The organism is Pseudomonas mosselii, from assembly GCF_003205295.1.
GTDB classification, from domain to species: Bacteria; Pseudomonadota; Gammaproteobacteria; order Pseudomonadales; family Pseudomonadaceae; genus Aquipseudomonas; species Aquipseudomonas mosselii_B.
The window spans coordinates 173,461-186,291 of the sequence record NZ_QJRP01000005.1 but is presented as its reverse complement, the minus strand read 5'-3'; the positions used below and the strand labels follow the sequence as shown (position 1 = coordinate 186,291).

General features: G+C 64.7%; 14 protein-coding genes and 1 riboswitch. Of the genes, 6 read left to right on the top strand and 8 right to left on the bottom strand.

Annotation, left to right across the window (positions count from 1 at the left end):
• Window positions 1-162 precede the first annotated feature (162 nt).
• Together mqo and DMX06_RS07130 are read right to left on the bottom strand one after the other, a co-directional pair.
• Window positions 163-1,668, bottom strand: coding sequence for a malate dehydrogenase (quinone) (gene mqo, locus DMX06_RS07135; protein ID WP_110735866.1), 1,506 nt, complete (start codon window positions 1,666-1,668; stop codon window positions 163-165).
• 605 nt (window positions 1,669-2,273) lie between these two features.
• A complete protein-coding gene (locus tag DMX06_RS07130) occupies window positions 2,274-2,507 on the bottom strand; it encodes a hypothetical protein (protein WP_110735865.1) in 234 nt (77 codons plus the stop codon).
• Between the two features lie 305 nt (window positions 2,508-2,812).
• Here DMX06_RS07130 and DMX06_RS07125 point away from each other — a divergent pair, with 305 nt between their 5' ends.
• Window positions 2,813-3,397: a YajG family lipoprotein gene (locus tag DMX06_RS07125; RefSeq protein WP_011532230.1), complete on the top strand. Its 585-nt coding sequence runs from the start codon at window positions 2,813-2,815 to the stop codon at window positions 3,395-3,397.
• A gap of 80 nt (window positions 3,398-3,477) precedes the next feature.
• Here DMX06_RS07125 and DMX06_RS07120 read toward each other — a convergent pair whose 3' ends face one another.
• Window positions 3,478-3,684, bottom strand: a complete 207-nt coding sequence (locus DMX06_RS07120; protein WP_050703748.1) for a hypothetical protein — start codon at window positions 3,682-3,684, stop codon at window positions 3,478-3,480.
• A gap of 159 nt (window positions 3,685-3,843) precedes the next feature.
• On the opposite strand from DMX06_RS07120, the gene DMX06_RS07115 reads away from it, so the two are divergent.
• Window positions 3,844-4,104, top strand: a complete 261-nt coding sequence (locus DMX06_RS07115) for a hypothetical protein (protein WP_110735864.1) — start codon at window positions 3,844-3,846, stop codon at window positions 4,102-4,104.
• A 115-nt stretch (window positions 4,105-4,219) separates the two neighbouring features.
• Here DMX06_RS07115 and DMX06_RS07110 read toward each other — a convergent pair whose 3' ends face one another.
• Window positions 4,220-5,386, bottom strand: coding sequence for a 1-acyl-sn-glycerol-3-phosphate acyltransferase (locus DMX06_RS07110; protein WP_181427792.1), 1,167 nt, complete (start codon window positions 5,384-5,386; stop codon window positions 4,220-4,222).
• 125 nt (window positions 5,387-5,511) lie between these two features.
• On the opposite strand from DMX06_RS07110, the gene DMX06_RS07105 reads away from it, so the two are divergent.
• From DMX06_RS07105 to DMX06_RS07095, 3 genes are read left to right on the top strand one after another with little or no spacing between them, the layout of a single operon-like run.
• Window positions 5,512-5,694 (top strand): CPXCG motif-containing cysteine-rich protein, encoded by a 183-nt coding sequence (locus tag DMX06_RS07105; RefSeq protein ID WP_010225771.1) that lies wholly within the window; start codon window positions 5,512-5,514, stop codon window positions 5,692-5,694.
• Window positions 5,694-5,954: a putative signal transducing protein gene (locus DMX06_RS07100; protein ID WP_050703751.1), complete on the top strand. Its 261-nt coding sequence runs from the start codon at window positions 5,694-5,696 to the stop codon at window positions 5,952-5,954. Before DMX06_RS07105 ends, DMX06_RS07100 begins: the two co-directional genes overlap by 1 nt.
• Before the next feature lie 15 nt (window positions 5,955-5,969).
• Window positions 5,970-6,590, top strand: a complete 621-nt coding sequence (locus DMX06_RS07095; RefSeq protein WP_110735862.1) for an SOS response-associated peptidase — start codon at window positions 5,970-5,972, stop codon at window positions 6,588-6,590.
• Window positions 6,591-6,742: 152 nt separating this feature from the next.
• On the opposite strand, the gene DMX06_RS26960 is transcribed toward DMX06_RS07095, so the two are convergent.
• Window positions 6,743-8,884 (bottom strand): methyl-accepting chemotaxis protein, encoded by a 2,142-nt coding sequence (locus tag DMX06_RS26960; protein WP_110735861.1) that lies wholly within the window; start codon window positions 8,882-8,884, stop codon window positions 6,743-6,745.
• A 152-nt stretch (window positions 8,885-9,036) separates the two neighbouring features.
• Here DMX06_RS26960 and DMX06_RS07085 point away from each other — a divergent pair, with 152 nt between their 5' ends.
• Entirely contained in the window at window positions 9,037-9,852 is an 816-nt protein-coding gene (locus DMX06_RS07085; RefSeq protein ID WP_110735860.1) for a M48 family metallopeptidase, read from the top strand.
• 72 nt (window positions 9,853-9,924) lie between these two features.
• On the opposite strand, the gene DMX06_RS07080 is transcribed toward DMX06_RS07085, so the two are convergent.
• The 3 genes from DMX06_RS07080 to DMX06_RS07070 form a co-directional block, all read right to left on the bottom strand.
• Complete coding sequence (locus DMX06_RS07080; RefSeq protein ID WP_181427796.1) at window positions 9,925-10,509, bottom strand: TMEM165/GDT1 family protein; 585 nt, start codon at window positions 10,507-10,509, stop codon at window positions 9,925-9,927.
• Window positions 10,510-10,599: 90 nt separating this feature from the next.
• Window positions 10,600-10,721: riboswitch (yybP-ykoY riboswitch) on the bottom strand.
• 38 nt (window positions 10,722-10,759) lie between these two features.
• Complete coding sequence (locus DMX06_RS07075) at window positions 10,760-11,758, bottom strand: class I SAM-dependent methyltransferase (RefSeq protein ID WP_110735858.1); 999 nt, start codon at window positions 11,756-11,758, stop codon at window positions 10,760-10,762.
• Window positions 11,759-11,809: 51 nt separating this feature from the next.
• Complete coding sequence (locus DMX06_RS07070) at window positions 11,810-12,775, bottom strand: 2-hydroxyacid dehydrogenase (protein WP_110735857.1); 966 nt, start codon at window positions 12,773-12,775, stop codon at window positions 11,810-11,812.
• Between the last annotated feature and the right edge of the window lie 56 nt (window positions 12,776-12,831).

Genomic DNA, 12,831 nt, shown 5'->3' with positions numbered 1-12,831 from the left:
CCGGAGCGTTGCGTGGGAGCGGGCTTGCCCCGCGATAACATCGGTACAGCCATGGAGATGATTCGGTCTGTACCGGCCAGGTCGCGGGGCAAGCCCGCTCCCACGAGGGTTTTGGCCGCAAATAAAAAACGCCCCGAGGGGCGTTTTTTCGTTTCGACCGGATCAGGCGTAATGCTTGGCCGGGCTGCTTTCCACCAGCTCCAGTGCCTCGTCGTTGTCGGCGCTGATCTTGTGGTACAGGGCGGCATCGGTGGCCAGGACCTTCTCGCGGGCCGGGAAGATTTCCTTGAGCTTGGCGGCCCAGGCGCCCTTGGCCTGCTCAGGGAAGCAGCGCTCGATCAGCTCGAGCATGATCGATACGGTCACCGAGGCACCTGGGGAGGCGCCGAGCAGCGCGGCCAGGCTGCCGTCCTTGGCCGAGACCAGCTCGGTGCCGAACTGCAGGATGCCGCCTTTCTTCGGGTCCTTCTTGATGATCTGCACGCGCTGGCCGGCCACTTCCAGGCGCCAGTCCTCGGCTTTCGCTTCGGGGTAGAAGCGGCGCAGCGATTCCAGGCGCTGTTCCATCGATTGCATCACTTCGCTGACCAGGTACTTGGTCAGGTCCATGTTGTCACGGGCCACCGCCAGCATCGGGCCGATGTTGCCCATGCGCACCGACAGCGGCAGGTCCATGAGCGAGCCGTGCTTGAGGAACTTGGTGGTGAAGCCGGCGTACGGGCCGAACAGCAGCGAGGTGTTGCCATCGACCACGCGGGTATCCAGGTGCGGTACCGACATGGGTGGGGCGCCAACCGCGGCCTGGCTGTAGACCTTGGCCTGGTGCTGCTTGACGATTTCCGGGTTGTCGCAACGCAGCCACTGGCCGCTGACCGGGAAGCCGCCGAAGCCTTTGCTTTCCGGGATGCCGGAGGCCTGCAGCAGGGGCAGTGCGGCACCGCCTGCGCCGAGGAAGACGAAGCGGGCGTCGACTTCACGGCTGCCGCCGCTGTTGACGTCCTTGATGCTCACGGTCCAGCCGCTGCCGTTACGGCGCAGGCCGACGACCTTCTTGCTGTACTTGACCTGGGTGTCCGGGCTGTTGCCCAGCAGCTTGAGCAGCTTGTTGGTCAGGGCGCCAAAGTTGACGTCGGTGCCTTTGGTCACGCGGGTCGCGGCGATGCGTTGGTCAGCCGGGCGGCCCGGCATCATCAGCGGCATCCAGTCATTCATCACGGTCTTGTCTTCGGTGTATTCCATCTCCGAGAAGGCGTGGTGCTGCTTGAGCAGCTCGAAACGCTTCTTGAGGAAGTCGATACCCTTGTCACCCTCGACGTAGCTCAGGTGCGGAACCGGGTTGATGAAAGCACGTGGCGAGCCGAAGTTGCCCTTCTTGCTCAGGTAGGCCCAGAACTGGCGCGAAACCTCGAACTGGGTGTTGATGTGCACGGCTTTCTTGATGTCGATGCTGCCATCGGCAGCCTGCGGGGTGTAATTCAGCTCGCACAGGCCGGCATGGCCGGTACCGGCGTTGTTCCAGGGGTTGGAACTCTCTGCGGCCCCGGAGTCCATCGCTTCGACGACCTCAAGCTTCAGGGTCGGGTCGAGCTCCTTGAGCAGTACGGCCAGGGTGGCACTCATGATGCCCGCGCCTACCAGTACCACATCAACCGATTCGTTCTGCGCCATTAACGCGTCTCCACAATCTACAGCACCTAATTGACAGCATAGGATCCCTGGGGTGGCCAGGATCGCCATGTCCGACTCTTCGCAGTTCTTGCAACTTCCGCGGATACCGCCAATCAGTCTTGGGTGTTCGGCTATTGAACGCCCATTGCCACGGGTGCGGCAATTCGACTTATGGTCAAGTGCTCCGTCGTGCGTTATGGACCGGCCTCAGAGGCTCATCGGGGATGAGCGCTTTTGCCGTCTGTTCAGGGCTGTTCGGGACACATCTGCCGCTTTTGCACATGCCAGACTGTTCATTTGCTCGCCACACTCTCGTGAAGTTGTGAAAAACCGTTTTTTCACGCTCTTTTGGAGTCGTGAACCTCAAAAGTGGACTGCGCGATGGCAACCCGCAGGTTCATGCGAAGCAGAAGGCCGGAAACAGCAGGCACGACAGCCAATGCAAGACCTGAGTGGAAGGCTCTCTGTGGGCGAAGCGTCGAGGGTGCCGGGGTCAAGCGGCGAAAGCGGGGCCCGATCAGGAGACGTCCTTATAATCGGGGGGAGATTATAGCGATGTCGCGGGCGGAAAGGGCGTACTTGTTGGGTTTTTATTGCAGCGTTTGTCAGGCCGACAGGGTGCGTTGCTGCCAACGCTGCGTTGCACGGGCGCAAACCCGCGCGCTGGCCGGCAGCGGGCGGCCGAGCCAGGCCAGTTGCGCCTCGCGCACCTGCACCCAGGCGCCGTTGCCCGGGGGCATGGCGCAGTGCATGAAACCGAGGCAGATGCCGTCGCTGTCGAGGCGGGCGTAGGTGGCGTGGCGCGGGCGGTGCAAGAGCAGGGTCCAGAGCGAGGCCATGGTGGTCAGTCCTGTGTGGGAGGGCTGGCGCCAGAGTAACCGGGGGGCATGAAACGATTGTGACAAGCGGCTTTGGCCGATGACTGGCCCGTGGCGCGCTAGTGCCCTGTCTCGGAAATAAGCTGTTCACTTTTGGCGGCGTCTTGGGCGCCCGGCCGGCGTTGCCACTCCTCGCCATAGCCCTGCTATGACTCTTCGCGGCGCCTTGCCCGAACACCCAAGCCACTCGCCAAAAGAGAACGTACTTCCGAGACAGGACACTAGGTATACTGTGAGCCTTTGCCGCTTTTTCTGGAGAAACGCGCATGTTGCAACGTCTGTTGGTCGGTTTGTTCGCGGTGGCCAGCCTGAGCCTGGCCGGTTGTGCCCACAGCCCGCAGCAACTCAGCCCGCAACCCAAGCTTACCCAACAACTGGCCCCAGTCGGCCACGGTCAGCCGGTGGTGGTCAAGGTTGTCGACGGGCGCGCCTCGCAATCGCTCGGCACCCGCGGTGGCATGTACCCCGAGACCAGCACCATCACCGTCAATGGCAACGATGTCGTGCCCAAGTTGCAGGCCCAGGCCGAAGCGGCGGTACGCCTGCTCGGCTTCACCCCGACGCCCAACGCCTACAACGCGCCTCAGCTGACCGTGACCCTGGCCGAGCTCAAGTACCAGTCGCCCAAGGACAAGATGTACGTGACCGAGGCGACCATCGGCGCCACCTTCCGTGCCGACGTATCCAACGCCAACCGCCGCTACAGCGGCCGTTACGGCGCCTCGCTGGACCAGCGCTTCGGCATGGCGCCGAACCAGGAAACCAACACCAAGCTGGTGAGCGATGTGCTCAGCGATGCCCTGACCCGTCTGTTCAAGGACCCGACCGTCGGTCAGGTGCTGGGCGAGTAAGGCTTTTGCATTGAAGAAAACCCGCCGCCTGGACAACCAGACGGCGGGTTTTTTATTGGCTGGGCGGACGTACTTGCGGCTCAGGCAGCCTGCACATTGAAGTCCAGCAGACTGATCCCGGTATGCGGGTCGACTTCCGGCAAGTCCTGGTGGGCATGCCCGCCCAGTGCGCAGTACACCAGCCACTGGCGGTCCTGGACATTGATGGCGAAACCGTCGATCAGCGCCTGCTGTTCGTCGCTCTGGGCGACAAGATAGAGGCGGTCCTGGTTTTCGGCGTGCAGCATGACAAGCTCCGGTTCGGTTGAAGGCCGACAGGGTGGCCTGCCTGGATGACGAGCGTGTGACAGATGAAATTAAATGGCAGCTGGTCGCAAAGTGGCGGCAGTGAACCTGGGCTTGGGTAGAATGCCGGGCTTTGCCGCACGTTATACCGAGGTCGCGCAATGTCGTTGCAAGTGTTCTGGGGCTTCCTGGCCGCCCATCCGGCGAAGCTGATCAACCTGCTGGCCCTGCTCATTACCTGCCCTGGCGGGTTGCTGCTGCATAGCGCCCGGCGTCGCGAGGCGCTGAGCCGGGAGAGCCTGGCGGTGGATGAAGGCGTGGTGGATGGGCTCGAGCAGCGGGTGTCGCGCTATTACTACATCCTGGGCTTCTGCTGCCTGGCGATGGCCTTGCTTTTGTCCTGGTTCAGTACCTGGATCTGAAGGCGATACCTGCTCTGTGTAGGAGCGGGCTTGTCCCGCGAAGGCGTCATATCAGATCACATCATTGCTTGATCTGACGCCTTCGCGGGACAAGCCCGCTCCTACAGGTGCGTTGTCAGGCCGATGCCGGCTGACGCTTCACCTGATACTGGTTACGCACCGGCGTCGCATACTGCTGCACCAGGTACGGCTGATGCTCGACCGGGCACGCGTCCAGGCGGCGCTGCCACTCTTCCTTCGCCTTGGCCAGCTCGTCGGCCGGGAACAGTTTCTCCGCGCTCGGTACCTCGAGCGTCGCGTCCTTCTCCGTCCACATCGCATAGGCCAGGTAGTGCACCGGGAACAGCCGGTAGCCGCCCAGAATCTGCCGATCAATGGCCTGCGCCAGTTGCTTGGTGTCCTCGTGGTAATCGGTTACCGGCGGGGCGAAGTTGATGTGTACCCGCCCTTTGTAGCCGGTGATGCCCTGAGCGATGCTGTTGTCGTCCTCGCCCGGCGCCTTGGTGTAGCTGCCGGTGGTGGCGCGGATATACAGCTCGCGGGCCTTGGCCTGGTCGCAGGGGTCGTATTCGTAGCTGATCGACACCGGGATCAGGTTCAGGCTCTGGACCACCGCGCCGAACGGCTCGTCCTTGCGGCTCATGTGGAACATCTTGAGGATCGCCGAATCGGTACGGTCGTCACCGTCCTTGGCGCGACCTTCGGCCTGGGCGATCCAGATCGACACGCAATCGTTGCGGATCGAGTGATTGATGTAGGCCGAGAGCAGCTGGTAGGCGGCCAGCTTCTCGCGGCGGCCGCTGATCGAGCGGTGCACGATGAAGCTCTTGTTCAGGCGCATCATGTCGCTAACGAACGGCTTTTGCAGCAGGTTGTCGCCGATGGCGATGCGCGGCGTCGGCAGGCCGGCGTGGTACACCGCGTAGTTGACGAAGGCCGGGTCCATCACGATATCGCGGTGGTTGGCCAGGAACAGGTAGGCGGTCCCCGACTTGAGCTGTTCGACGCCGGTATAGGTAACGCCGTCGGTGGCGCGGTCGATGGTGCGGTCGACGTAGTACTCGACCTTGTCCTGCAGCGTGGACACGCAGCTCACGCCGGCGAATTCCTTGCGCAGGCGCCGGGCGATCAGCGGTTTGAGCAGCCAGCCAAAGGCGCCAGCCGCGCGCGGGAAGCGGAAGTGGGTCAGGATATCGAGAAATGCCGGGTCGCTGAGCAGGCGTGCCAGAACGGCAGGGACCTCAGCGTCGTCGTACGGTCGGATGGCATCGAATTCGCCCATCATGCTCTCTTGTTGGAAACGGCTAGGGTAATTAGGTAGGGGCGGGCTCCGAAAAACGGCTCGGACGCACACAGGCCCTGTAAACAGACCGGCAATTATACGCACAAGTCACTTCGGAGGCCGCGATGCTGGAAACTGCGATCTACGATTGCCCTTATTGTGGCGAGGAAGTCGAAACCACGGTGGACCTGTCCGGCGGCGACCAGGAGTACATCGAGGACTGCCAAGTGTGCTGCAAGCCTATCCGCTTCGTGCTGCAGGTGCATGGTGAGGAGTGGATGCTCGATGTGTATGGCGAGAACGACTGATGCAAAGGATCTATGAGCCGGAAAGCCTGCTGGAGGCGCAGATGCTGGTGGGCATGCTGGCCAGCGAGGGCATCGATGTGCACCTGGTCGGGCGCGATCTGATGGGCGCCGTGGGCGAGTTGCCGATGCACGGGCTGCTGGGCCTGGCGGTGCCGGATGAACAGGCCGGGTACGCACGGCAGTTGATCGATGCGTACAATGCCGCCCAGCCGCTTGCCGGCGACGAACCGGAGAGTTATCCCGGAACCCTGATCTGCTAGGTTTTGATTTCGCCCATGTGTGGACGCTACGCCCTGTTTCGCTGGTCCCAGAGCTTCGCCGGCCTGCCGGGCTTCCCCCCGGGCCAGCAGGCCCAATGGAATATCTCGCCCGGTGCCACGGTGCTGATCCAGCGCCAGCTCGATGGCCAGCTGCAACTCGCCACTGCGCGCTGGGGTCTGACCCCGGCCTGGCTCACCGACCTGTCCCGCACCCCGGCCCAGGCCCGCGCCGAAACCCTCGCCGAGCAGCCGATGTTCCGCGAGCCCTTGCGCCAGCGGCGTTGCCTGATGCCGGCCAACGGCTTCTACGAATGGCGCGGCACGGCGCGCAAGCGCCCATACTGGGTGACGCCGGGGGAGGGTGCGTCGCTGTTCTTCGCCGCGGTATGGGAGGTCTACCCGGTGCAGGAGCAGGCATGGCTGAGTTGCGCGGTGGTGACGCAAGCGGCGATGAACCAGCGTCGGCCGCTGATCCTGGACGAGGCCGAGCAGGCGCTGTGGCTGGATCCTGAAACACCGATGGCGAGGCTGCACGAGTTGCTGGCCAAGCCGCCGACGGCACTGCGTGAGCGTGCACTGGCGTTTTTCGTCAACGATCCGAAGCTCGATGGGCCGGAGTGCCTGACACCCGCCTAGGAGGCGTGCGCTACTCCCTGTAGGAGCGGCCTTGTGCCGCGAAAGGGCCGCGAAGCGGCCCCAGGGTTTCAGCGTTGACGCAAAGATCGCCGGGGCCGCTTTGCGGCCCTTTCGCGGCACAAGGCCGCTCCTACAGGGGCACGCGTGCAGGCCTACACCCTGAACTGATTGATCAACCGCCGCTGCTGCTCGGCCAGCTTGGTCAGCTCGGCGCTGGCCTGGCTCGACTCGTCGGCGCCGCCGGCTACCTCGCCGGCCACCTGGCCGATGTTGATCACATTGCGGTTGATGTCCTCGGCCACGGCGCTCTGCTCCTCGGCGGCGCTGGCGATCTGCGTGTTCATGTCGTTGATCACCGACACCGCCTGGGTGATGCTGGCCAGCGACTCGGCCGCGCGGCTGGCCTGCTGCACGCTGATGTCGGTCTTGCCCTGGCTGTCTTCCATTACCTTGACCACTTCGCGCGTGCCCAGCTGCAACTGCTGGATCATCTGCTGGATTTCCTGGGTGGCCTGCTGGGTCTTCTGCGCCAGGTTGCGCACCTCGTCGGCGACCACCGCAAAGCCCCGGCCCTGCTCGCCGGCGCGGGCCGCCTCGATGGCGGCATTGAGCGCCAGCAGGTTGGTCTGCTCGGCGATGGCGCGGATGGTCACCAGGATGGCGTTGATATTCTCGCTGTCGCGGGCCAGGTCCTGGACCACGGTCACGGCGCGACCGATCTCGGTGGCCAGCTCGCTGATCGAGTGCGACGTATCGCGGACGATGTCCAGGCCCTGGTTGGCGGCGCGGTCGGCTTCACTGGCGGCCTGGGCCGCTTGCGTGGCATTGCGCGCCACGTCCTGGGCGGTGGCGGTCATTTCATGCACGGCGGTGGCCACCTGGTCGATCTCGGCCATCTGCTTGTGCACGCCCTGGTTGGTGCGGATGGCGATGTCGGCGGTGTGTTCGGACGAGTCGCTGACTTTCTGCACCGAACTGACCACCTGGCTGATCATCGCCTGCAACTTGGCCAGGAAGGTGTTGAAGCCCTTGGCGATGGCGCCCAGTTCGTCGGCCCGGTCGCTCTGCAGGCGTCGGGTCAGGTCGCCTTCGCCCTGGGCGATATCGTCGAGCATGCTCACCATCTGCTTGAGCGGGCGGGCGATGCCAAGGGCCAGCAGCCAGATCACCAGCAGGCCGAGGGCGGCGATGCCCAGGCCGACCACGGTCATGCCGGCGATATCGGTGCGACGCTGTTCGGCCAGGTCCTGCTGCAGACGGTTGACGTCGGCCATGACCGTGCTCAGCGGCAGCTCCAGCAGCAGGGTCCAGCGTGCATCGGTGCCGGCGATCTTGAACGGCAGGTACAGCTCGATGCGGTCCTTGGCGGCATCCACTTCATAGTGCAAGGCCTCGCCACTCAGGTTCTTGAGGGTGTTGGCTTCGTCGCTGTCCAGCACGTCACCGGCCTTTTCGCCGAACTTGGCCGGATCGCGGGTGTAGGCCACCAGGCGGCCATTGCTGGAGACCAGCGCCAGTTCGCCGGCGCCGTCGTAGAGCTGGCGGTCGGCGGCATTGAGCAGGTCCTGGATGAAGTTCACCGACAGGTCGGCACCGGCCATGCCCTGGAACTGGCCGTCGATCATGATCGGCTCGACGAATGAGGCGAGCATGACCATCTTGTCGCCCACTTTATAAGGCGCGGGATCGATCACGCAGGCCTTCTTCGACTCCTTGGGGCACAGGTAGTACTCGCTGGCACGCACGCCTGTGGCGAGCACCGTGCGGTCGTCGACATCGGCCAGCTTGTCCTGGCCGAGACTGCCGTCGCCATTGCGGAACCACCAGGGCAGGAAGCGCCCGCTGGCGCTGTCGATGCCCACCAGGTTGCTGCCGACGTAGCGGCCATCGGCATGGTCGAGGGCGTTCGGCTCCCAGCCCAGGTAGGCGCCCAGCACGCTCGGGTTGACCTCCACAGTGCGCTTGAGCTGGTTGATCAGGTGTTCGCGATCGACGCGCATCAGTGGTTGGCCATCGGCGTCCTGCATGCCGAGCATGGCGTTGCCGGTAGCCAGGCCGCGAGCGATCGCCAGTGGTGCTTCCAGGCCGCGCTGGATCTCGCTGACCTGGGTGCGGGCCAGGGCCGAGAGGCGCTGTTCGATGACGGTCTCGAACTGCTGTTGTGTGCGCTGTTGCACCAGCGTCTGGGTACGCTGCCCGGAATAGACGGCGTACAGCACCAGGGCCGCGACAATGCTCAGCACGATGGCACCGGCCAGGGCGGCCACGGAAAACTGGATCGACTTGAACTTCATGGCAAAGCTCCGCGCGCAAGGAGGTCGTTACCGAGGGTTATCGGCGGGCTAATACCAAAGCATGAGGGGCTTGTCAGAAATCTTACCTGTGGCTCTGGCAGGCACGGGCGTCAGGGCCTAGGATACGCGGCACGTAAATAGGGAGTGTTTTCATGCGTAAGTCATTCGTTGTCAGCATGCTGACGGCCAGCGTCCTGCTCGGCGGCTGCCAGGCGGTCAATACCACCAGTGGCGGTGCCGTGGGCGTCCAGCGCCAGCAGTACATGTTCAGCATGCTCTCGACCGATGAGGTCAACCAGATGTACGCCCAGTCCTACCAGCAGACTCTCGGCGAGGCGTCGAGCAAGGGCGTGCTGGACAAGAGCAGCAATGATGCCAAGCGCGTACAGGCCATCGCCAAGCGCCTGATTGCCCAGGCACCACAGTTCCGGCCGGATGCCGCGCAGTGGAATTGGGAAGTCAACGTGATCAAGAGCGACGAGCTCAACGCCAACTGCGGTCCGGGCGGCAAGATCATCGTCTACACCGGCCTGATCGATCAGCTCAAGCTGACCGACGCCGAGATCGCCGCGGTGGTGGGCCACGAGATCGCCCATGCCCTGCGCGAGCACAGCCGTGAAGCGATGTCCAAGGCCTATGGCGTGGAAATGGCCCGCCAGGGTGCCGGCGCAATCTTCGGCCTGGGCCAGGACAGCATGGCCATGGCCGACACGGTGGTGAACTACGCGATGACCCTGCCCAACAGCCGGGCCAACGAGAACGAAGCCGACCTGATCGGCCTCGAGCTGTCGGCCCGCGCCGGCTACGACCCGAACGCCGCGATCACCTTGTGGAACAAGATGAGCAAGGCGTCCGAAGGCGCGCCGCCTGAGTTCATGAGCACCCACCCGGCGTCGAGCAGCCGGATCGCCTCGTTGCAGGCGGCGATTCCGAAGGTGATGCCGTTGTATCAGGCGGCCAAGAAGTAAGCCGCCGGGGTTTCATGCAAAACGTGGGAGCGGCGCGCCGCCGCCCCCACAGGGGTAATGTTCCCTGCGCGATCAGCCAATCCAGCCGCTGGTCTTCATCGCCGAATACACCGCGACGATGGCCAGCACGATGAACGCGCTCGCCGCCAGGCGACGGATCAGCGTCAGCGGCAGTTTCTCCGCCGCGAAGTTGCCCGCCAGGACCACCGGCACGTTGGCGATCAGCATGCCCAGGGTGGTGCCGATGATGACCATGATCAGGTGCGGATACTGGGCGGCCAGCATCACCGTGGCCACCTGGGTCTTGTCGCCGATCTCGGCGAGGAAGAACGCGATCAGCGTGGTGACGAACGGCCCGAAGCGGCGCGCGTTGCTGGTTTCGTCATCGTCCATCTTGTCCGGTACCAGGGTCCACAGCGCGGTGGCGGTGAAGCTTGCGGCAAGAATCCAGTGCAGCACCGACTCGCTGAAGAAACCGCTGACCCAGGCACCCACGGCACCGGCGGCAGCATGGTTGGCCAGGGTCGCGGCGATGATCCCGGCAATGATCGGCCAAGGCTTGCGAAAGCGTGCGGCGAGGATGAGCGCAAGCAATTGCGTCTTGTCGCCGATTTCGGCGAGGGCAACGATGGCGGTGGGGACGAGCAACGATTCCAGCATCAGGATTCCTACGGGGGCGGGTCGACACGGCTATGACACGTACAGCCTTCCCGCCCCGGGTAAGGTGTGCGTGTCATAGGTCTTGTCAAACCCTGGACCTGTCTGCGCAGATCGTGGGTCGCACGCGCCATGGCCTGTGGGCCAAGTGTGTTGACGCGTGCCGGGCGAGCAGGGCGCTCGCGGGAGACTACTCCCCTAGGACGGAGCGGATTCTGCCTAGGCGAAACGCTTTCGGCAAGCCCTGTTTTTATCCACGTGTTGCGCGGTAGATGCGAAAGCCTTGTGCCTCGGCACGGATTTCACAGTTGCCCAAGGCGCCTTCGATCAGCGGCTGGTAGCGCAGGAAACTGTTGGCGACCAGCCGTATTTCGCCACCTTTTCGCAGATGTTCGCCTGATTTTTTCAACAGGTTTTCTGAGGCTTGGTAGTCGGTGTGCACGCCGGTGTGGAACGGCGGATTGCTCAGGATCAGGTCAAGATCGGCCGGTGCGGCATCGATGCCGTCACCGCTGATGACTTCGCCTTCCAGGCCGTTGGCTGCCAGAGTCAGGCGGCTGGCCGCGACCGCGAAGGCATCGACATCGAGCAAGGTGACCCGGCTCTGCGGATAACGGCGCTTGATCGTGGCGCCGAGCACGCCGGCGCCGCAGCCGAAGTCCAGGACATGGCCGTCGGGCAGGCCGTCGAGGTGTTCCAGCAGTAGCGCGGTGCCCTTGTCCAGGCGCCCGTGGCTGAATACCCCAGGCAGGCTGATGACCTGCAGCGGCCCATCGGCCAGCGGCAGTTCGAAGCGTTCAGCCAGGCTTTCCAGCGGCTTGGCCTCGGGGGCGTTGTCCACGGTCACCTGCCACAGCTGGCAGTGCCTGGCGCTGTCGAGCTTGCGCGGTTTGCCGAACGCCTGCAGTTGCTTGGCCGCGCCTTCGATACCGCCGCGCTTTTCCCCCACCAGGTACAGCTGGCGACCGCCCAGGCGCGAGGCCAGGGCGTTAAGCAGGTAGGCGGCCAGTTCGCGGGACTTGGGCAGGAACAGCACGGCGGCGTCGAAGTCCACCTCGGGTACGTCGACACCATAGTGGCTGCGTCCGGCGAAACGGCTCTCGAGCAGCGCCTGGTCGCCGGCATGCCAGGTCCAGCCATGGGCGCCGGGCAGCTGGCCGAGCAGGCCGTTGGCCTGGGCGCCGGCGATCAGCAGCGGGCCTTGGAACAGCTCTGCCTGGCGGAGCAACACTTCACTGCGCGGGTCCATGGACGACGCCTCCTGAAAAAAGTGGCGCAGTGTAGCAGAGGCGTCGGCGGATCAGCCGACCACTCGCCGCGGCTGGCCGGCGAAGTAGGCCTGGGCGTTCTCGGCCAGCTGGCCGACGATGCGCTGGCGCGCCTGCACCGCGCCCCAGGCGCTGTGCGGGGTGATGATCAGGCGCGGGATGTCCGCCGCCAGCAGCGGATTGCCATTGGCCGGTGGCTCGACACTCAGCACATCGGTGGCGGCGCCACCCAGGTGGCCGCAGCGCAGGGCGTCGGCCAGGGCCTGTTCGTCGATCAGCCCGCCGCGGGCGGTGTTGACCACCAGCGCGCCCGGCTTGAGCAGGGCCAGTTCGTTGGCGCCGATCATGTGCCGGGTCTGCTCGTTGAGCGGGCAGTGCAGGGTCAGGGCATCGACCTGTGGCAGCAGGTCGTCCAGCGGCAGGCGATCGGCCCGGGGCGGCCGCCCGGGAATCTGCCCGCTCAGCACGCGCATGCCGAAGGCCTCGGCCAGGTGCGCCACCGCGCCACCCAACTCGCCATGGCCGAGCAGGCCGAGGGTCTTGCCTTCCAGCTCGACGATGGGGAAGTCCAGCAGGCAGAACTGGCTGGCCTTGGCCCATTGTCCGGCCTTCACCGCCTGGTTGTAGTCGCACAGGCGCGTGGCCAGGGCCAGTAGCAGGGCCAGGGTGTGCTGGGCCACCGACGGCGTGCCGTAGCCCTGGCAGTTGCACACGGTGATGCCCTGGGCACGGGCGGCGGCCAGGTCGACATTGTTGGTGCCGGTGGCGGCCACCAGGATCAGCTTGAGGTCAGGGGCGGCTGCCAGCGTGGCGGCGTCGAGCATCACTTTGTTGCTGATTACCGCCGTGGCGCCTTGCAGGCGTTCGGCGACCTGATCGGCAGCAGTGGCGGCGTACAGCTGCAGTTCATCGAACTGCGCCTGCAGCGGTGAAAGGTCGAGGTCACCCAGGTCCAGTGACTGGTGATCGAGAAACACGGCACGACGTGGGCTGGGCATCAGGGGCTCCGGTGGTTGGGCGACAGGGCATCGGCGCAGTGTCTGGCCCGTCGGCG

Excerpts from the sequence above, each read along its gene's own strand:
- mqo (WP_110735866.1), bottom strand. The coding sequence starts at position 1,668 with ATGGCGCAGAACGAATCGGTTGATGTGGTACTGGTAGGCGCGGGCATC.
- DMX06_RS07110 (WP_181427792.1), bottom strand. The coding sequence starts at position 5,386 with ATGGGCGAATTCGATGCCATCCGACCGTACGACGACGCTGAGGTCCCT.
- DMX06_RS07105 (WP_010225771.1), top strand. The coding sequence starts at position 5,512 with ATGCTGGAAACTGCGATCTACGATTGCCCTTATTGTGGCGAGGAAGTC.
- DMX06_RS26960 (WP_110735861.1), bottom strand. The coding sequence starts at position 8,884 with ATGAAGTTCAAGTCGATCCAGTTTTCCGTGGCCGCCCTGGCCGGTGCC.
- DMX06_RS07125 (WP_011532230.1), top strand. The coding sequence starts at position 2,813 with ATGTTGCAACGTCTGTTGGTCGGTTTGTTCGCGGTGGCCAGCCTGAGC.
- DMX06_RS07085 (WP_110735860.1), top strand. The coding sequence starts at position 9,037 with ATGCGTAAGTCATTCGTTGTCAGCATGCTGACGGCCAGCGTCCTGCTC.
- DMX06_RS07120 (WP_050703748.1), bottom strand. The coding sequence starts at position 3,684 with ATGCTGCACGCCGAAAACCAGGACCGCCTCTATCTTGTCGCCCAGAGC.
- DMX06_RS07070 (WP_110735857.1), bottom strand. The coding sequence starts at position 12,775 with ATGCCCAGCCCACGTCGTGCCGTGTTTCTCGATCACCAGTCACTGGAC.
- DMX06_RS07075 (WP_110735858.1), bottom strand. The coding sequence starts at position 11,758 with ATGGACCCGCGCAGTGAAGTGTTGCTCCGCCAGGCAGAGCTGTTCCAA.
- DMX06_RS07130 (WP_110735865.1), bottom strand. The coding sequence starts at position 2,507 with ATGGCCTCGCTCTGGACCCTGCTCTTGCACCGCCCGCGCCACGCCACC.
- DMX06_RS07095 (WP_110735862.1), top strand. The coding sequence starts at position 5,970 with ATGTGTGGACGCTACGCCCTGTTTCGCTGGTCCCAGAGCTTCGCCGGC.
- DMX06_RS07115 (WP_110735864.1), top strand. The coding sequence starts at position 3,844 with ATGTCGTTGCAAGTGTTCTGGGGCTTCCTGGCCGCCCATCCGGCGAAG.
- DMX06_RS07100 (WP_050703751.1), top strand. The coding sequence starts at position 5,694 with ATGCAAAGGATCTATGAGCCGGAAAGCCTGCTGGAGGCGCAGATGCTG.